Origin of the sequence: Pseudarthrobacter raffinosi (assembly GCF_023913835.1) — a bacterium.
Classification (GTDB): domain Bacteria; phylum Actinomycetota; class Actinomycetes; order Actinomycetales; family Micrococcaceae; genus Arthrobacter; species Arthrobacter raffinosi.
This window is the reverse complement of sequence record NZ_JAMXBG010000002.1, coordinates 161,905-179,415: the sequence shown is the minus strand read 5'-3', so window position 1 is coordinate 179,415 and position 17,511 is coordinate 161,905. Positions and strand designations below refer to the sequence as shown.

18 protein-coding genes and 1 tRNA gene are annotated in these 17,511 nt (G+C 65.5%); 6 read left to right on the top strand and 13 right to left on the bottom strand.

Translation table 11 applies throughout. From position 1 onward, the window contains the following. Nucleotides 1-33: 33 nt before the first annotated feature. From NG697_RS02625 to NG697_RS02605, 6 genes are all read right to left on the bottom strand, one after another. Nucleotides 34-324, bottom strand: a complete 291-nt coding sequence (locus NG697_RS02625) for a hypothetical protein (protein WP_252601558.1) — start codon at nt 322-324, stop codon at nt 34-36. A 39-nt stretch (nt 325-363) separates the two neighbouring features. Next, complete coding sequence (locus NG697_RS21305; RefSeq protein WP_509908545.1) at nt 364-588, bottom strand: GrpB family protein; 225 nt, start codon at nt 586-588, stop codon at nt 364-366. Nucleotides 589-819: 231 nt separating this feature from the next. Further along, a tRNA-Val gene (locus NG697_RS02620) sits at nt 820-895 on the bottom strand. Between the two features lie 100 nt (nt 896-995). Further along, on the bottom strand, nt 996-1,916 hold the full coding sequence (locus NG697_RS02615) for an NAD-dependent protein deacetylase (protein WP_252610011.1): 921 nt from the start codon (nt 1,914-1,916) through the stop codon (nt 996-998). A gap of 6 nt (nt 1,917-1,922) precedes the next feature. Continuing rightward, entirely contained in the window at nt 1,923-2,417 is a 495-nt protein-coding gene (locus NG697_RS02610) for a peroxiredoxin (protein WP_252601561.1), read from the bottom strand. After that, complete coding sequence (locus NG697_RS02605; protein ID WP_056341561.1) at nt 2,414-2,833, bottom strand: DUF3052 domain-containing protein; 420 nt, start codon at nt 2,831-2,833, stop codon at nt 2,414-2,416. Before NG697_RS02605 ends, NG697_RS02610 begins: the two co-directional genes overlap by 4 nt. Before the next feature lie 396 nt (nt 2,834-3,229). On the opposite strand from NG697_RS02605, the gene aceE reads away from it, so the two are divergent. From aceE to NG697_RS02575, 6 genes are all read left to right on the top strand, one after another. Next, nucleotides 3,230-5,998 (top strand): pyruvate dehydrogenase (acetyl-transferring), homodimeric type, encoded by a 2,769-nt coding sequence (aceE, locus tag NG697_RS02600; protein ID WP_252613554.1) that lies wholly within the window; start codon nt 3,230-3,232, stop codon nt 5,996-5,998. Between the two features lie 185 nt (nt 5,999-6,183). Next, entirely contained in the window at nt 6,184-7,428 is a 1,245-nt protein-coding gene (locus NG697_RS02595) for a PucR family transcriptional regulator (protein WP_056349053.1), read from the top strand. Nucleotides 7,429-7,516: 88 nt separating this feature from the next. Beyond that, on the top strand, nt 7,517-8,446 hold the full coding sequence (locus tag NG697_RS02590; protein WP_181037144.1) for an ACP S-malonyltransferase: 930 nt from the start codon (nt 7,517-7,519) through the stop codon (nt 8,444-8,446). After that, the gene (locus tag NG697_RS02585) at nt 8,443-9,504 is read left to right on the top strand and encodes a beta-ketoacyl-ACP synthase III (RefSeq protein WP_252601563.1); all 1,062 of its coding nucleotides are present in this window, start codon (nt 8,443-8,445) and stop codon (nt 9,502-9,504) included. Before NG697_RS02590 ends, NG697_RS02585 begins: the two co-directional genes overlap by 4 nt. A gap of 81 nt (nt 9,505-9,585) precedes the next feature. Beyond that, nucleotides 9,586-9,831, top strand: a complete 246-nt coding sequence (locus NG697_RS02580; protein WP_009359314.1) for an acyl carrier protein — start codon at nt 9,586-9,588, stop codon at nt 9,829-9,831. A 152-nt stretch (nt 9,832-9,983) separates the two neighbouring features. Further along, complete coding sequence (locus tag NG697_RS02575) at nt 9,984-11,219, top strand: beta-ketoacyl-[acyl-carrier-protein] synthase family protein (RefSeq protein ID WP_252613546.1); 1,236 nt, start codon at nt 9,984-9,986, stop codon at nt 11,217-11,219. 154 nt (nt 11,220-11,373) lie between these two features. Here NG697_RS02575 and NG697_RS02570 read toward each other — a convergent pair whose 3' ends face one another. From NG697_RS02570 to rnhB, 7 genes are all read right to left on the bottom strand, one after another. Continuing rightward, nucleotides 11,374-11,877 carry a DUF3145 domain-containing protein gene (locus tag NG697_RS02570; protein ID WP_056349065.1) on the bottom strand — a complete coding sequence of 168 codons (504 nt, stop codon included), beginning with the start codon at nt 11,875-11,877 and terminating at the stop codon, nt 11,374-11,376. A 276-nt stretch (nt 11,878-12,153) separates the two neighbouring features. Further along, nucleotides 12,154-13,080, bottom strand: a complete 927-nt coding sequence (locus NG697_RS02565) for a tyrosine recombinase XerC (RefSeq protein WP_252601567.1) — start codon at nt 13,078-13,080, stop codon at nt 12,154-12,156. Between the two features lie 50 nt (nt 13,081-13,130). Beyond that, nucleotides 13,131-14,315: a DNA-processing protein DprA gene (gene dprA, locus NG697_RS02560; RefSeq protein WP_252601570.1), complete on the bottom strand. Its 1,185-nt coding sequence runs from the start codon at nt 14,313-14,315 to the stop codon at nt 13,131-13,133. Nucleotides 14,316-14,328: 13 nt separating this feature from the next. Then, entirely contained in the window at nt 14,329-15,873 is a 1,545-nt protein-coding gene (locus NG697_RS02555) for a YifB family Mg chelatase-like AAA ATPase (protein ID WP_252610007.1), read from the bottom strand. After that, a complete protein-coding gene (locus NG697_RS02550; protein ID WP_252601576.1) occupies nt 15,874-16,230 on the bottom strand; it encodes a YraN family protein in 357 nt (118 codons plus the stop codon). 123 nt (nt 16,231-16,353) lie between these two features. Beyond that, the gene (locus tag NG697_RS02545; protein ID WP_252601579.1) at nt 16,354-16,680 is read right to left on the bottom strand and encodes a DUF2469 domain-containing protein; all 327 of its coding nucleotides are present in this window, start codon (nt 16,678-16,680) and stop codon (nt 16,354-16,356) included. A gap of 93 nt (nt 16,681-16,773) precedes the next feature. Further along, nucleotides 16,774-17,502, bottom strand: coding sequence for a ribonuclease HII (gene rnhB / locus NG697_RS02540; protein WP_374209885.1), 729 nt, complete (start codon nt 17,500-17,502; stop codon nt 16,774-16,776). Nucleotides 17,503-17,511 lie beyond the last annotated feature (9 nt).

Here is a 17,511-nt window from a genome sequence, read left to right as displayed (position 1 = left end):
GCCTGAATGTTGTCGTGGCCTTGGCCGCCGGGTTCAGGCGACGTCCACCACGGATTCCCTCAGCCTCCAGCCGCCACCAAGTCCGTCGCGCTCCAGCACCATGGTGGTCAACGCGGACTGCGGATTGCGGCCCAGCCGCACCTGGACCTGCAAGACCTCAACGTCCACGCGGCCCAGACCTTTGGGCATACGCCGCTGCGCCTCCCACCAGCTCACACGCTCAAACCATCTCACTGCGTCGGCACCGACGGCCCATTCCCTGCCGTTGCTGACCACCGCCGTCGGGCTGCCGTCCCTGGCCGTCTTCACCACCACATATTCCATAGCGGGAACACTAGGGACAGCCACCGACAATTTGGCGCCCTAGCGGTATTGAGCCAGGAGGGCACGGATTGTTGAACCCTTGGCTTCTGCGTAGTCCTGCATGAAAGTCCATTCCTGATCCGCCAGCCTACGTTTGAGCTGCTCGTATTCGATCCGGGCGTCCTGGCTACTTCGCAGGTAGTCCCGAAACCGGCGGTGTTCGAACCACGCCGGCTCGCGCTTCGAAGCAAGCTCGGGAACAGATGTCGAGCCGACGTGCTCCACTGTGATGCTTGTGGAGCCCAGTGCCGAACGGATGTTGTCGCGGAGGTCGCAAAAGATCTCCCGCTACCCTGCGTCGTATGCCACGAGCTCCACGGGTCTATTGAGGGAATCCCTGCCGCGGAGATACTCGACCCCATTCACATTCATGGGCCGACCCTACGCCCTGAACCGCACAGGGCAACAAAAACCCCGCCGTTCCCGGCCACTCGGGCCAGGAACAACGGGGTTTGGTGGTGGGTCCTACCGGGATCGAACCGATGACATCCACGGTGTAAACGTGGCGCTCTACCAGCTGAGCTAAAGACCCAAACTGCCGGTTTTTCGCACCTCAGCGCGTCAGCCAACGAACATAAACTCTACCTGACGGGCGGGACGAAAAGCCAATCGACACGGTCGGCCCCCAACGGTCAAAGATCGGGGAGTTCGGCGGCGAGCCAGGTCAGTGCCTCGCTGACGCCTGCGTCGAGCTTGATGGTGGCGTACTGGTCGCCCCGGGTACCGCCCCTGTTGATGATCACCACAGGCTTGCCGTCCTTCGCCGCGTGACGGACGAACCGCAGTCCGCTCATCACGGTCAGCGATGAACCGGCAGCAAGCAATGCCTCTGCACTGTCCACCATCGCGTAGGCGGCTTCTGCGCGTTCTTTGGGCACGTTCTCGCCGAAGTAGACAAAGTCAGGCTTGAGCATTCCGCCGCAGGCGGGGCAGGCAGCGACCACAAAACTGCTGATCAGAGCAATGTCCTCAACAGTGGCGTCGGCGTCGGGCGCCATTTCCACCAGGCCGGAAGTTGTGGCGCGCGCCAGGAAGCCGGGATTGAGTTCTTCGAGCACCTCCGACAGCAGGCGGCGGGTGTACGTGCGCTTGCAATCGAGGCAGACCACCCGGTCATAACGGCCGTGGAGGTCAATGACATTCCGGCTGCCGGCGTCTTCATGCAGCCGGTCGACGTTCTGGGTGATCAACCCAGTGAGCAGGCCCCGCCGCTCAAGTTCTGCGGCCGCATTGTGCCCAGGGTTTGGATCTGCGTGCCGCAAGTGGGACCAGCCGATATGGTTCCGCGCCCAATAGCGCTGGCGGTTGGCGCCGTCGCGCACAAACTCCTGGTAAGTTATGGGCGAACGTGGCACGGCGTCCGGCCCGCGGTAATCCGGTATGCCCGAATCGGTGCTCAGCCCTGCGCCGGTAAGTAACGCCAGCCGCTTGCCGGACAATAGCTCCCGGACGCGTTCAAGCCCCTGAAGGTCCGCACTGGACAGCGCGGCAGGGTCAGCGGCCGGTAGGCTGGCGAAGCCTGTCAGGCCGATGCCGTGCCGCTGCTGGTCCATGCGGCCTCAGGCCTGTTCCAGACCTGCCAGAGCATCCTGGTACTCGGCGAGCTCGCGGGCCTGCCCGCGCGGATTCACCACGACGTAGCGGATTGTTCCTGCTGCATCGATGATGAACGTCCCGCGCCCAGCCATGCCACTCTCCGGGTCGAAGACTCCATAGGCGGAAGCGACAGCGCCGTGCGGCCAGAAGTCAGCCAGAAGGTCAAAGCCGTAGCTTTCCTTCTCGGCATAAGCCCGCAGGCTGAACTTGCTGTCCACGGACACGGCCAGGACGGTGGCCCTGGCATCCTCGAACGCGGCCAGGTTGTCCCGGATTTCGCAGAGCTCGCCTGTACAGACACCCGAAAAAGCAAACGGATAAAACACGAGCACAACGTTCTGCCCGCGGAAACTGGATAACCGGACAGGTTCTCCGAACTGGTTTACCAGCTCAAAGTCCGGGGCAAGCTCCCCCACCGCCGGAACAGTCTGCCCGGCTACGGCAAGAGCTGCCGTCACTTGTTCTTCCTGCTGACCAGGCGGGTGGCACTCCAGTCCTTTGACACACCTGCCGAGGTGGTGAGGTGCAGGCCCGCAGTGGGCGCCGCTTCCTGAATTTCCGCCGGCGACACGTACCCGGTGCGCCCTGACTTTGGCGTCAACACCCAAACAACCCCGGTTTCACTCAGGGTGGTCAGGGAATCCATGAGGCTGTCGACCAGATCCCCGTCGCCGTCCCGCCACCAAAAAATGACGGCGTCAACAACGTCGTGGTCGTCCTCGTCCAGGAGCTCGGACCCTGTCAGGTCCTCAATATCATCACGTAAGTCGAAATCGACGTCGTCGTCGTAACCGAACTCCTGAATCAGATCCCCGTTTTTGAAACCCAATTTTTCCGCCACATTTACCGAAGTGGCGGCGTCGGCCTCGCTCACGTGTTCCTCCAATGCCTAATACATGCAATTCGCATAGTGATTTCCATTACTCCCAGCCAACACCCTTTGTGCCTGCGCTTCAAGCTGCCGCCACCGCGATCCGCCATATTCTGCGTCACATCCGGCGCCGTCAGCCTGCGTTGCAGCGGCTTTCGTCACACAACCAGTATGACGGCGAAATACAACAGGGACGCCATGGACGCGGCTACGCATCGTGCTGGAGTCACAGCTAGAGTGACTGGTGACAACTATGCCTGCGGGGCGACCGCCTGGAACAATGGCAGACATAGGCGTGATAGGACCCTGCCCGGCGCACATGACCGGGCTGTTGTAACCGATACGTCGCACACGTCGCATTCATGCCGGACAGTCACCCTGCCCGGCATGTGGGCGCCGATGCATGCGCGCAAAGAGAGGTTGGACGTGGCTGCAGGAGAAGATACCTCCCATATCCTCAGCGGGTTGACAAACCAGCTGCCTGATCGTGATCCGGAAGAGACCGCCGAATGGGCTGAGTCCCTGGATGCACTGATCAGGGAACAGGGCACGGAACGTGCCCAATACATCATGCGGAGCCTGCTGCAGCGCGCCGGCGCGCAGAGTGTCGGTGTGCCGATGGTGACCACCACGGACTACGTGAACACCATCCCGGTGGACCAGGAAGCTCCGTTCCCCGGCAACGAAGAGTTCGAGCGCCGGTACCGGGCGTACATGCGCTGGAACGCCGCCATCATGGTGCACCGGGCACAGCGGCCGAACATCGGGGTGGGCGGGCACATCTCCACGTACGCCGGGGCCGCCACACTGTACGAGGTCGGTTTCAACCACTTCTTCCGCGGCAAGGACCACCCCGGCGGCGGTGACCAGGTCTTCTTCCAGGGCCACGCCTCCCCCGGCATGTACGCCCGCGCGTTTATGGAAGGCCGGCTCGCCGAGGAGGATCTGGACGGATTCCGGCAGGAAAAGTCCAAGGAAGGCCACGCGCTCTCCTCCTACCCGCACCCGCGCCTGATGCCGGAGTTCTGGGAGTTCCCCACGGTCTCGATGGGCATCGGTCCGATGAACGCGATCTACCAGGCCCAGTCCAACCGGTATCTGCACAACCGCGGCCTCAAGGACACCTCGGACCAGCAGGTCTGGGCGTTCCTGGGCGACGGCGAAATGGACGAGCCCGAGTCCCGCGGCCTGCTCCAGCTCGCCGCGAACGAGAACCTGGACAACCTGAACTTTGTGATCAACTGCAACCTCCAGCGCCTGGACGGTCCCGTCCGCGGCAACGGCAAGATCATGCAGGAACTCGAAGCGTTCTTCCGTGGCGCGGGCTGGAACGTCATCAAGGTCGTCTGGGGCCGGGAGTGGGATGACCTGCTCACCAAGGACGCCGACGGCTCGCTCGTGAAGATCATGAACGAGACCCCGGACGGTGACTACCAGACCTACAAGGCAGAATCCGGCGGGTTCGTCCGCGAGCACTTCTTCGGCAAGACCCCGCAGACCAAGGACATGGTCGCGGACCTGAGCGATGACGAGATCTGGAACCTCAAGCGCGGCGGCCACGACTACCGCAAGGTCTACGCCGCGTATAAGGCTGCCGCCGAATTCAAGGGCAAGCCCACCGTGATCCTGGCCAAAACGGTCAAGGGCTACGGACTCGGACCCCACTTCGAGGGCCGCAACGCGACCCACCAGATGAAAAAGCTCACCCTCGATGACCTGAAGAAGTTCCGCGACCACCTGCGGATTCCGGTCACCGACGAGCAGCTGGAGAAGGACCCGTACCAGCCTCCGTACTTCCACCCGGGCACCGATGCGCCGGAGATCCAGTACATGATGGAACGCCGTGCCCAGCTGGGCGGTTCTGTTCCGGAGCGCCGCTCCAAGCACCAGGAGATCGCCCTCCCGGAGGCAAAAACGTACGAAGTCGCCAAGCGCGGTTCCGGGAAGCAGCAGGCCGCCACCACCATGGCGTTTGTCCGGCTCCTCAAGGACCTTATGCGGGACAAGAACTTCGGCAAGCACATCGCGCCGATCATCCCCGATGAGGCCCGCACGTTCGGCATGGACGCGTTCTTCCCCACGGCCAAGATCTACAACCCCAAAGGCCAGAACTACCTCTCCGTGGACCGGGACCTGGTCCTGGCCTACAAGGAATCGGCCCAAGGCCAGCTGATCCACCCCGGCATCAACGAAGCAGGCGCCGTGGCAGCGTTCACCGCCGCCGGAACCGCGTACGCCACCCACGGCGTACCGCTGATCCCGGTGTACGTGTTCTACTCCATGTTCGGATTCCAGCGCACCGGCGACGCCTTCTGGGCCGCCGGGGACCAGATGGCCCGCGGGTTCATCATCGGCGCCACCGCCGGCCGCACCACGCTGACCGGCGAAGGCCTCCAGCACGCCGACGGCCACTCCCCGCTGCTGGCCTCCACGAACCCGGCAGTGGTCACCTACGACCCCGCGTACGGGTACGAGATGGGCCACATCATCCGGGACGGCATCGAGCGTATGTACGGGCCCGATTCGGCTGACCGGAACCTGATGTACTACATCACGGTCTACAACGAGCCCATCACGCAGCCCGCAGAACCCGAAGAGCTCGACGTGGAAGGTGTTCTCAAGGGCATCTACCTCCTGGCTCCGGCGAAGATCGACGGTCCCCGGACCCAGATCCTGGCTTCCGGCGTCTCGGTTCCCTGGGCCATCGAAGCCCAGCGGCTGCTCGCCGAGGACTGGGGCGTCTCCGCCGACGTCTGGTCCGTCACGTCCTGGAACGAACTGCGCCGCGACGGCATGGCCGCCGAGGAAGAGGCGTTCCTGAACCCGGGCAAGCCCGCCCGTGTTCCGTTTGTGACCCAGCAGCTTGCCGGTGCCACAGGACCCGTGGTTGCGGTCTCGGACTACATGAAGGCCGTCCCGGACCAAATCCGCCAGTTTGTGCCGAACGAGTTCGCCACGCTGGGTGCGGATGGCTTCGGCTTCTCCGACACCCGCGCAGCGGCCCGCCGCTTCTTCAAGAACGACATCCACTCCATCGTGGTCCGTTCCCTGCAACTACTGGCGCGCCGCGGCGAAGTCGATGCCCAGGCCCCGGCCCAGGCAATCGAGAAGTACAAGCTGCACAACGTCAACGCCGGTTCCACCGGCAACGCGGGCGGCGAGTCCTGATCATCTCCCGCTGACCTGCTTGTCAGCGTAAATGAACGACGACGGCGACCCTCACCGAAAAGGCGAGGGTCGCCGTCGTCGTCCCCCTGCCTTTCTGGACAGGAGGCAGCCTGTGACGCAGGTCCAACAACGTTGTAGCCTTTGCACAAATGGAGCTTGCCGGGCAGGCACCGTATGCTCGTAGGATGCCAGAGCCAACCACCCCGCCCGTGAAGCGCAAGCCGTCCTCGCGTAGCATGACACCGGAGAAATCCGAAACCCTGAAAAAGCTCCGGGCAAGCGTGGGCCAGCTCTCCACCACCACCCTTCGCCAGCTGGAAAAGTCGCTGCCGTGGTATTCGCGCCTTAGCTCCGACGAGCGCTCGGCCCTGGGCATGGTGGCGCAAAACGGCATCGCAGCGTTTGTCACCTGGTATGAGCGGCCCAGCTCACCGTCGTGGATCCTCACCGACGTTTTTGGGACGGCCCCCACCGAGCTGACGCGCTCCATCAGCCTCCAGAAGGCGCTCCAGCTCATCCGCATCGTGGTGGAAGTGGTGGAAGACCAGGTGCCGGTCATCGCCCCGGAAGCTGACCAGCCCTCCCTCCGCGAGGCGGTGCTGCGGTACTCACGGGAAGTGGCCTTCGCGGCGGCAGACGTGTATGCACGGGCGGCCGAGTCCCGCGGTTCCTGGGATACGCGGCTGGAAGCGCTGATCGTGGACGCCATCCTCCGTGGCGAAAACACGGACGCGCTGCGGTCCCGGATCGCCGCGCTGGGTTGGAAGGCACAGGAGAGGTTCACTGTGATGGTGGGCAATTCGCCTTCTGAACCCAGTGCCAGCTACGTCAGCGAACTGCGCCGCCTGGCAGGCCGCTACGCCGAGGATGCGTTGGTGGGCATCCAGGGCGACCGGCTGATCCTGATCCTTGGCGGCGTCCAGGACCGCGAGACCGCATACCTGAAACTCAGCGAAATGTTCGCCCCCGGCCCGGTGGTCTACGGTCCGGAGGCCGGCTCCCTGCTGGAGGCCAGCGGCTCAGCGCAGTCTGCCTTTGCCGGCCTGACCGCGGCAAGGGCGTGGCCCGCCGCCCCCCGGCCCGTGGCCGCCGATGACCTGTTGCCGGAACGCGTCATCTCCGGTGACGAAGCGGCGCGCCGTTCCCTGGTCAAGAACATCTACCGTCCGCTTGTCGCCGCCTCCAACGGGCTGGTGGAGACCTTGGGCACCTACCTGGAGCTGGGCCATTCCCTTGAGGCGACCGCCCGCGAATTGTTTGTCCACGCCAACACCGTCAGGTACCGGCTCAAGCGCGTCTGCGACGTCACGGGCTGGGATCCGCTGCTCCCCCGGGAGGCGTTTGTGCTGCAGGCGGCATTGGTTGTCGGGCGGCTGTCGGCGCCGCCAAAAGCCCCGGCGGAGCGTCATCCGGCGCGGAATCAGCCGTGAGTCGTTGTAGACTTCCTACAAACTGACCCCTTGAGCTTGGTGCAGTGAAACACCGCTGGATGACCCCGAAATTTGGAAAGCTGGATACGTGCTTGCAATAGTCTGCCCTGGACAGGGCTCACAGACCCCGGGTTTTCTGGCCCCTTGGCTGGAACTGCCTTCGGTAGCAGGCCATCTGGCCTCCCTCAGTGAGATCGCAGGCATCGACCTGACTGCCCACGGGACCACCTCTGACGAGGACACCATCAAGGACACCGCCGTTGCGCAGCCCCTGATTGTTGCCGCCGGACTGGTGGCCGCAAAGTCGCTGTTCGACGTCGAACTCGGCACGCTTCCCGTGATCCTTGCCGGCCACTCCGTCGGTGAAATCACCGCCTCGGCCCTCGCCGGCGTGCTCACCGAGCAGGAAGCCATGACGTTCGTGCGTGAACGCGCCAACAGCATGGCCGCCGCCGCTGCCGTAACCCCCACCGGCATGAGTGCCGTTGTGGGCGGGGACCCCGCAGAGGTCCTGGCCGCCATCGAGGCTACCGGCGCGACACCTGCCAATGTCAACGGCGCGGGCCAGACCGTGGCAGCCGGAACCTTCGAACAACTCAAGGCCCTGGCGGACAACCCGCCGGCGAAGGCGCGGGTCATCCCGCTGAAAGTGGCCGGGGCGTTCCACACCTCACACATGTCCCCCGCCGTGAGCGCCCTCGAGTCGCTCAAGCCTGGCCTCAAGCCGCAGAAGCCGCAGGTGCCCCTGCTGTCCAACTTTGACGGCCGGGAAGTGACCGACGGCGGCGCCGCCGTCGAGAGCCTCATCGCGCAGGTCTCCCGGCCGGTCCGCTGGGACCTCTGCATGGAAACCCTTGTGCAGCGCGGCGTCACCGGTGTCATTGAGCTGGCCCCGGCCGGCACCCTGGCCGGGCTCGCCAAGCGCGGCATGCCCGGCGTCAAGACCGTTGCAGTCAAAACCCCGGACGACCTCACGGCCGCACTGGCACTCTTCGCAGAACTGGAGGGAAACGCATGAGCGTTCCCACGCTGAAACAGGTTTCCGTAAACGAATACAGCCGCATCATCGGCCTCGGCGCATTCCGGCCTGACGTCATCGTCACCAACGACGACGTCTGCCAGTGGATTGATTCCTCGGACGAATGGATCCGCCAGCGGACCGGCATCGTGACCCGGCACCGGGCCGCTGCCGACGTCAGCGTCATCGATATGGCCGAGGGCGCTGCCCGGGAGGCCCTGCAGCAGGCAGGCATCGAAGCCTCCCAGCTTGGTGCCGTCATCGTTTCCACCGTCACCCACCCGTACGCCACGCCGTCGGCTGCCGCCGCCTTGGCTGACCGCATCGGTGCGACGCCGGCTCCGGCCTTCGATATCTCGGCCGCCTGCGCCGGGTACTGCTACGGCATCGCCCAGGGTGATGCCTTGGTCCGCTCCGGCACGGCCACCTACGTGCTGGTGGTCGGCGCGGAGAAGCTCTCCGACGTCATCGACAACCGGGAACGTACCATTTCCTTCCTGCTGGGCGACGGCGCGGGCGCTGTTGTCATCGGCCCCTCGGACACCCCCGGCATCGGACCCTCAGTGTGGGGTTCGGACGGCAGCAAGTGGGACGCCATCGGCATGACGCGTTCCATCCTGGATGTCCGCGACCTCAGCATGGCCGCCCGCCAGTCCGACGAGCCCGGCGACTTTGCCCTGCTCGAAGAAGCGCAGGAGCTCTACCCCACACTCCGCCAGGACGGGCAGACCGTCTTCCGTTGGGCGGTCTGGGAAATGGCCAAGATGGCACAGCAGGCTTTGGAGGCCGCGGGCGTCAAGGCTGAAGACCTCGTTGCGTTCATCCCGCACCAGGCCAACATGCGGATCATCGACGAGATGGTCAAGAAACTGAATCTTCCTGAATCCGTCACCGTGGCCCGGGACATCGCTGATGCCGGAAACACCTCGGCGGCCTCCATCCCCCTTGCTACCCACCGCCTGCTCAAGGAAAACCCTGAGCTCAGCGGCGGCCTCGCACTCCAGATCGGCTTCGGCGCCGGGCTGGTCTTCGGTGCCCAGGTAATCGTCCTTCCTTAGGAACGCCCCATACAGCCCGCATCCGCGGACTGCACCGTTTCCGGCACCCCCTGCCGGCAATAACAAGAAAAGGAGCCATCAATGGCTAGCAACGAAGAGATCCTGGCCGGCTTGGCTGAAATCGTCAACGAAGAAACCGGCCTTGCCCCCGAGGCTGTGGAACTGGACAAGTCCTTCACCGAGGACCTGGACATCGACTCCATCTCCATGATGACTATCGTGGTCAACGCCGAAGAGAAGTTCGGCGTGCGTATCCCGGACGAAGAGGTCAAGAACCTCAAGACCGTGGGCGACGCCGTCAGCTTCATCGCAGGCGCACAGGCCTAGCCAAGGCTTCAGCCCCTTAAGGCTGACTGGACTGCCGGTCCGTGCTCAGGCCGGACCGGCAGTCCACCACATTTTTCGGCAGCCAGCTGCCCCACACGCGGGACCCCGCCGGACAACCGGATACGGCCTGCCCACCGACAGAGAGTGATCCAATGACACGCAAAGTAGTCATTACCGGTCTGGGTGCCACCACGCCCATCGGCGGCGACGTACCCACCATGTGGAACAACGCGCTGAAGGGGGTCTCCGGTGCCCGCACGCTGGAAGACGAATGGGTCGCCAAGTACGAACTGCCGGTCCACTTCGCCGCCCGCTGCTCCACTCCGGCACTATCGGTCCTGAGCCGCGTTGAGGCCAAGCGGATGGACCCGTCCACCCAGTTCGGCGTCATCGCCTCCCGTGAAGCCTGGGCCGATTCCGGCATCACCGAGATTGACCCCGACCGCCTTGCCGTCGCCTTCGCCACAGGCATCGGCGGCGTCTGGACGCTGCTGGACGCGTGGGACACGCTGAAGGAAAAGGGCCCGCGCCGCGTCCTGCCCATGACGGTGCCCATGCTGATGCCCAACGGCGTCGCAGCAGCCGTCAGCCTTGACCTTGGCGCCCGGGCCGGCGCCCACACCCCGGTTTCGGCCTGCGCGTCGGGCACCGAGGCCCTTCACCTGGGCCTGGAGCTGATCCGCTCCGGCAAGGCCGACGTAGTGATGTGCGGCGGCGCCGAGGCAGCCATCCACCCCATGCCCCTGGCCGCGTTCTCGTCCATGCAGGCCCTCTCGCGCCGCAACGACGACCCCCAGGGCGCCTCACGCCCCTACGATCTGGGCCGCGACGGCTTTGTGATGGGCGAAGGCGCCGGCGCGCTGGTGCTCGAAGCTGAGGAACACGCCATTGCCCGCGGCGCCCGCATCTACGGCGAACTGGCCGGCACCTCCGTGACGGCCGATGCCTACCACATCACCGCCCCGGACCCCCAGGGCCTGGGCGCCACGCGCGCGCTGAAGGCAGCCATGTTCGACGGCCGGATCCAGGCCGAGGACGTTGTCCACGTCAACGCGCACGCCACTTCAACTCCCGTCGGTGACAAGCCCGAGTACACGGCCCTCCGCGCATCGCTGGGGAACCACCTCGACAACATCGCAGTGTCCGCCACTAAGTCACAGATGGGCCACCTGCTGGGCGCGTCAGGTGCCGTGGAGGCAGTACTCACTGTGCTGGCCGTGTACCACCGCAAGGCCCCGGTCACCATTAACCTCGAGAACCAGGACCCGGAGATCCCGCTCGACGTCGTCACGTCGGCGAGGGATCTGCCGGCAGGCGACATCGTGGCCCTGAGCAACTCGTTCGGCTTCGGCGGCCACAACGCCGTGATCGCTGTCCGCAGCATCTAGCAGCAGCGCGGGAACAGCAAGTACCGCAGACGAAGCAGAGGCCCCGCCATGTGGCGGGGCCTCTGCTTTTGCTATGGAGCGCCGCCTTCCGATCCGGCACGTCTTCTGCCGGGACAGCGGACAGGAAGTACGACGTCGTGATGTCCGACGGCGGTCAGCCCACCTGGTGCAGCCAGCGGACCGGTGCGCCCTCGGCTGCGTGGCGGAACGGCTCTAGTTCCTCGTCCCACGCCTCACCCAAGGCCAGGGAAAGCTCGTGGTACACGGCCGAGGGATCGCCGGCACCCGATTCGTAGGCGTAACGGATGCGGTCCTCTGAGACCATGATGTTGCCGTGGACGTCCGTTGTGGCGTGGAAGATTCCCAGTTCGGGGGTATGCGACCAGCGGCCGCCGTCAACTCCCTGGCTCGGCTCTTCAGTGACCTCGTAGCGAAGATGGGCCCAGCCGCGAAGTGAGGATGCCAGCAGCGATCCGGTGCCCGGGGTTCCTGTCCAGGAGAGCTCGGCGCGGAACATTCCGGGCGCGGCAGGCTGAGGGGTCCACTCTAGATCCGTCCGCTTGTCCACGACGGATCCAATGGCCCACTCAACGTGCGGGCACAGTGCTGTAGGGGCTGAGTGAACAAACAGCACACCGCGGGTCATTGCAACAGACATTCCATCCTCCATAGCTGTAGGTACGTCTTCCCCAACGACCTCTGCCTGGATGAAACTGCCCGGTGCTGTATGTTCCAGCGGCGGTGTTCCCTGCCTGATTATTAAGCTGTGTCCGGACTTGCGGGTGACGCGCGAAGCGAAAGAGCTTCAAGCGTCACTTGAAAGTTGCCGGACGTGACTCTTATTGTGCCGTACGCCGCGTAATTACGCCAGTGCGATCCGCCATAGGTAACACAGTCCTGGAATTAACCCCGCGTTGGCGGGAATCCACGGCTCTCAGGCCCGGGGATGGGCCTGCTGGTAGCTGCTCCGGAGCCGCTCAACGGACACATGGGTGTAGATCTGCGTGGTGGCGAGGCTGCTGTGGCCCAGGATTTCCTGGACCGCACGAAGATCCGCGCCGCCATCGAGCAGGTGCGTTGCCGCAGTATGCCTTAGCGCGTGCGGACCGGTTGCTGAGGTGTCGCCCAAAGCTTCGAATAGAGCATTCACCACGGTCCTGACCTGACGCTGGTCAACACGGTTTCCTCTGGCGCCCAGGAAAAGCGCCGGTCCGCTGTGGCCCGTCGCCAGGAGCGGCCTGGCCCTGCGGAGCCAGTCGTCGACCGCTACAGCTGCCGGGACGCCGTAGGGAACCGTCCGTTCCTTGTTGCCCTTGCCGACCACCCGTAGGGTCCGGCGGTCCGGGTTGAGATCGTCCACATCCAAGGCGGCCAGCTCCCCCACCCGCAGCCCCGTGGCGTATAGGAGCTCCACCATGGCCCGGTTACGCACCGGAACCGGTGACCCGTTAGCCGCGGCTTCTTCCAGACTGTTCAGCAGCCTGAGGAGTTGTTGGGACTGCAGCACCCCGGGCAGTGACTTTTCCGCTTTGGGAGCCCTGAGACGGAGGGCAGGATCGGTCTCGATGAGCTCTTCCCGCATGGCCCACGTGGTGAAGGAACGCGCTGTAGCCGATCGCCGCGCAAGGGTGGCCCGGGATATCCCGGCCTGGCTCTGCGCCCCGAGCCAGCGTCGGAGAGTGCCCAGCTCCAGTTCCGGCAGATCCGTGACGCCCTCGGAGGCGGCGTATTCCAGGAGGCTTCGAAGATCGGACAGGTATGCCCGAAGCGTATGCCCGGACCGGGCCCGCTCGGCGGTCAGGTATCTGCCGAAGTCTGCGAGTGCCTGCTCAAACGCCCGGGACAGTTCCTGATTCTGCACTGTTCCACTGTCCCAGAACTCCGCGGGAATCCCGTGCCGGACACAGGCAACTACGCTAATTCCTTGGCCCGTTTCCAGCCTCCCCTTTCTGAAGCTGCGAGCCCCAGCAGGCCTAGCCTGCCCAACCCGGCCCGCACGGAGTCCGCACTGAGGCCGGCAACTGCGCAGAGCTTGTCCACGGACGTGGTGGACCGCAGCGGCAGGGCGTCAAGAAGGATCAGATCCTCCAGGGTCAGTCCGTCATGGTCGGCCGCATGCGCTGTCCCGGGCGCCGCAAGCCCCACGCCGCTTGGGGAGGCCAGTTCGGCGATCTCCGCGGCGTCAGTCACGCAGACAGCCCCGCCATCCCGGAGTAGACGGTGGCAGCCGGCGGAGTTGGCGCTGTGCACGGACCCCGGCACAGCTCCCACCGCCCGGCCAAGCGTCTCCGCGTGGTGGGCCGTGTTCAGCGCACCGGACCGCCAGCGCGCTTCCACCACCACCGTCACAGCGGCCAAGGCCGCGATCAGCCTGTTCCGTTGGAGAAAGCGGTAGCGAGTGGGCGCCGACCCCGGCGGCACCTCTGCGAGCACCGCTCCCTGGTTGCAGACCGCCCGCAGGAGATCCTCATTGCCGGACGGATAGAACCGGTCCACACCACCAGCCATCACCGCGATGGTAGGCACCGCCGCTGATCCCCCGGCCAGTGCTGCCCGGTGCGCGTGGGCGTCGATGCCGTACGCGCCCCCGGACACCACGGTGAAGCCCCGCTGAGCCAGGGAGTAGGCGAGGTCCCCGGTCACCGATGCGCCGTAGCTGGTGCTGTCGCGGGACCCCACCAGCGCCACGCTCCGGGCCGGACCGGGAAGCTCCTGTTCCAGGCCCCGCCACCACAGACAGATGGGCTCCTGCATCCCAAGGTCCCCGAGCTGGGCAGGCCAGAGATCATCCGACGGGATTATCAGCCGGCCGCCAAGGCGTGCCATGGTGGCCAGGTCACGCTCGGGCGCCAGATCCGGAATGCGGGGAGCCCAGCGTTTGAGGGAGGCAGCCATCCCCGCCCAGCTGGTTCCGGCGCCGTTGTCCGCCAGCAGTCCGGTGATCTCCCGCTCCAGTGCCGGGCCGGCGGCCGCCTGGCCCGTGGCGATTTTCAAGGCGTCGGGTGCGCCGGTGGCCTGTACCAGGGCCAGTCCGGCCGCGTCCTGCGGTTCCATGAGCCGCGACAGGGCGGCCCGGGCGATCCGTTCGTTGTCCATGTGGTTTCTTCCTTCACGCAGCTGCCGAGGCAGCCTGCCGGAGGCCAAGGGCCTGGCCGATGTCGTTGGTGTCGGGCATGTCGCGGTGCGACAGGTCCGCCAGGGTCCAGGCCAGCCGGAGAACCCTGTCATAGCCCCTGGCGGTCAGTACGCCCCGCTCCAGTGAGTGGTCCAGGATCCGCGTGGCGTCGGCCGGCAGCCGGAGGGCGCCGCGCAGAATCCGGCCGGGCACCTGCGAGTTCGTTTCCATTCCCAGCGGCCGCAGCCGTTCGGCCTGGCGCCGGCGTGCGTCGCCTACCCTCCGTGCCACGGCGGCTGTGTCTTCTTCGGCGCCCGCCTGGCCGAAGTCGGCCAGTGACACGCGTTCCACCTGCAGCTGGATATCCACCCGGTCCAGCAGCGGACCGGACATCCTGGCCACGTAGCGGCGCCGCATCATGGGCGTACACGTGCAGTCCAAACCCTTTCCCGAAGCCTTGCCGCAGGGACAGGGATTGGCGGCAAGGACCAGCTGGAACCGGGCAGGGTAGGCTGCCGTTCCTGCCGAGCGGTGAATGACCAGCTCCCCGCTCTCCAGGGGCTGGCGGAGGGCGTCCAGGACGCGCCGTTCGTATTCCGGGGCCTCGTCCAGGAACAGGACACCGCGGTGCGCCCGCGACGCCGCACCCGGGCGCGGCAACCCCGATCCCCCGCCGATAATGGCGGCGGCTGTAGCCGAATGATGCGGGTTTTCGAACGGCGGCCGCCGCACAAGCTGAACGGCGGATGAGGGAAGGCCGCAGAGGGAGTGGATGGCAGTGACTTCCATGGCCTCATTATCGGCAAGGTCCGGCAGGAGACCGGGAAGTCTTTCGGCCAGCATGGTCTTGCCCGCACCCGGGGGTCCGGTCAGGAGCAGGTGGTGGGCCCCGGCAGCGGCCACCTCGAGTGCACGTCTGGCTTCGCCCTGGCCGGAGACGTCGGCCATGTCAGGAACAGCCTGGGCTCCCGGTTCGGAGTCCCCGTGACCGGCCTCGTCCTCCGGCTCGAAGTCCAGTGCGAGCTCTTGCGGGTCTGCACCGAAATCGAGCGCCAGCCGCGCCAGCGTGCGGTACCCCTTGACGTTGGCTCCGGGGACTAGCGATGCTTCGCCGAGGTTGGCGTGCGCGACCACCACGTCCGGATAGCCGGCCTGCACCGACGCCATCACTGCCGGCAGGATGCCGCGCACCGGCCGTAGCCGGCCATCCAGCCCGAGTTCGGCGATGAAGACGGTCCGGCCGGTGGGCTTGATGTCATTTGCGGCCCTCAGGACTGCCATGGTCACGGCAAGGTCGAAGCCGGAACCGCGTTTGGGCAGCGACGCAGGGATGAGGTTGGCCGTGATCTTCCGCCGGCTCAGCGGAATTCCGGAATTTTTGGCCGCGGAACGTATGCGTTCCTTGGCCTCGTTGAGGGCTGCGTCCGGGAGGCCCAGGATCACGAATGCCGGCAGGGTCTGGCCAATATCTGCTTCTACCTCGACGATGTACCCGTTCAATCCCACCAGTGCCACGGAGTAGGCCCGGCCCAGCGCCATCTACCCCACCCCCTTGAGGTGTTCCACCACGGGTTCGCCGCCGCCGTCGTCCACCACGGCAATGACGTCCACGCGCCGTAGCGGCATCCGCAGCTCCCGGTCTCGGCACCACGCCGAACCGAGCCGATGCAGCCGGGCGAGTTTGTCCGGCCCCACGGCTTCGAACGGGTGCCCGTAGTCCAGGGAACGGCGGGTTTTCACCTCTGCGATGACCAGGGCGTCGCCGTCCAGGGCCACAATGTCTATTTCACCGTCGGCGCAGCGCCAGTTGCGTTCCACCACCAGCATGCCGAGCGATTCAAGATAGCCGGCCGCGAGTTCCTCGCCGCGCCGGCCCAACAGGTCTTTGGATTTCATTTCTACCTCCGCAACCAGCCTGCAGTGGCAGGACAGCGGAGGACAGCAGGCTATTCGCGTATGTGGGCAACCCGGGAAAACCGCCCCAATACAGCGGGGCTGTGGAGGAGCAGTGGGCCGGCGTCAGTTGCCGAGGTCAGCGTCCTTCGGCAGGGCGAGATCCTCGTTGCGGGGCAGTTCTTCGACGTTGACATCCTTGAACGTCAGGACACGGACTGTCTTCACGAACCGTGCCGAACGGTACACATCCCACACCCAGGCATCCTGGAGCGTCAGATCGAAGTAGACCTCGCCGTCGGCGCTTCGGGCCTGCAGGTCAACGTGGTTTGCGAGGTAAAAGCGGCGTTCGGTCTCGACAACGTAACTGAAGAGCCCGACAACATCGCGGTATTCACGGTAGAGCTGCAGCTCCATGTCGGTTTCATAGTTTTCAAGATCCTCTGCACTCATGCTTCCATCTTGCACCATCCAGGGCGCCGCAGTCGCAGCGTCCGCGCCGCACGAGCCCCACACCAGTGCGGCAGGCACTGGAGCGGCACGGAATCAGAGTTCGCCGCCCAGGAGGTTCCAACTCACCCGGTGGTACGGTGTGGCTCCGGCGGCGCGGAGCGCGTCCCGGTGAATTGCCGTGGCGTAGCCCTTGTTGACGTCCCAGCCAAACTCGGGGTATTCACAGTGCAGGCCGCGCATCTGCTCGTCGCGTTCCACCTTCGCAATCACGCTGGCTGCGGCCACGCTCAGGCACTGCATGTCCGCCTTGATCTTGGTGTGGACCGGGGCAAGGCACGCGAAATCCACGGGCGGCTCGTCAAACAGGGAGGGCTGCCCGGCGGGCGAGAGCCAGTTGTGGCTGCCATCGAGCAGCACCACATTGGGGCTGATGCCGGCCGCAAGGATGTCCTGCCAGGCGCGCGTACCGGCCAGCCGCAGCGCAGCGATTATGCCCAATGCGTCGATCTCCCGCGCGGAAGCGTGCCCGACGGCGGACGCAACACTCCAGCGTCTGACCAACGGTTCCAGCCGTTCCCGTTCGGCGGGGCTGAGGAGCTTGCTGTCCCGCACACCGGCCAGGGGCTTCTGGGTGTGGAGGTCCACGACGGCGATTCCGACGCTCACCGGTCCTGCCAGCGCCCCGCGGCCGACTTCGTCCACGCCGGCCAGGTAACGGGCGCCCTGCGCTTTGAACGTCCGCTCATGCCGGAGCGTCGGCGCTTTGGAGCGGACCCCGTCCGTCTGGCGGGCCGGAGCCTTGGACCCGGTGGCCGGTATCACTGCGGACAC

What these genes read in the sequence shown, in the direction of transcription:
- NG697_RS02625 (WP_252601558.1), bottom strand. Translation starts at nt 324, where the DNA reads ATGGAATATGTGGTGGTGAAGACGGCCAGGGACGGCAGCCCGACGGCG.
- NG697_RS02615 (WP_252610011.1), bottom strand. Translation starts at nt 1,916, where the DNA reads ATGGACCAGCAGCGGCACGGCATCGGCCTGACAGGCTTCGCCAGCCTA.
- aceE (WP_252613554.1), top strand. Translation starts at nt 3,230, where the DNA reads ATGCATGCGCGCAAAGAGAGGTTGGACGTGGCTGCAGGAGAAGATACC.
- NG697_RS02595 (WP_056349053.1), top strand. Translation starts at nt 6,184, where the DNA reads ATGCCAGAGCCAACCACCCCGCCCGTGAAGCGCAAGCCGTCCTCGCGT.
- NG697_RS02585 (WP_252601563.1), top strand. Translation starts at nt 8,443, where the DNA reads ATGAGCGTTCCCACGCTGAAACAGGTTTCCGTAAACGAATACAGCCGC.
- NG697_RS02580 (WP_009359314.1), top strand. Translation starts at nt 9,586, where the DNA reads ATGGCTAGCAACGAAGAGATCCTGGCCGGCTTGGCTGAAATCGTCAAC.
- NG697_RS02575 (WP_252613546.1), top strand. Translation starts at nt 9,984, where the DNA reads ATGACACGCAAAGTAGTCATTACCGGTCTGGGTGCCACCACGCCCATC.
- NG697_RS02570 (WP_056349065.1), bottom strand. Translation starts at nt 11,877, where the DNA reads ATGTCTGTTGCAATGACCCGCGGTGTGCTGTTTGTTCACTCAGCCCCT.
- dprA (WP_252601570.1), bottom strand. Translation starts at nt 14,315, where the DNA reads ATGGACAACGAACGGATCGCCCGGGCCGCCCTGTCGCGGCTCATGGAA.
- NG697_RS02555 (WP_252610007.1), bottom strand. Translation starts at nt 15,873, where the DNA reads ATGGCGCTGGGCCGGGCCTACTCCGTGGCACTGGTGGGATTGAACGGG.
- NG697_RS02550 (WP_252601576.1), bottom strand. Translation starts at nt 16,230, where the DNA reads ATGAAATCCAAAGACCTGTTGGGCCGGCGCGGCGAGGAACTCGCGGCC.
- NG697_RS02545 (WP_252601579.1), bottom strand. Translation starts at nt 16,680, where the DNA reads ATGAGTGCAGAGGATCTTGAAAACTATGAAACCGACATGGAGCTGCAG.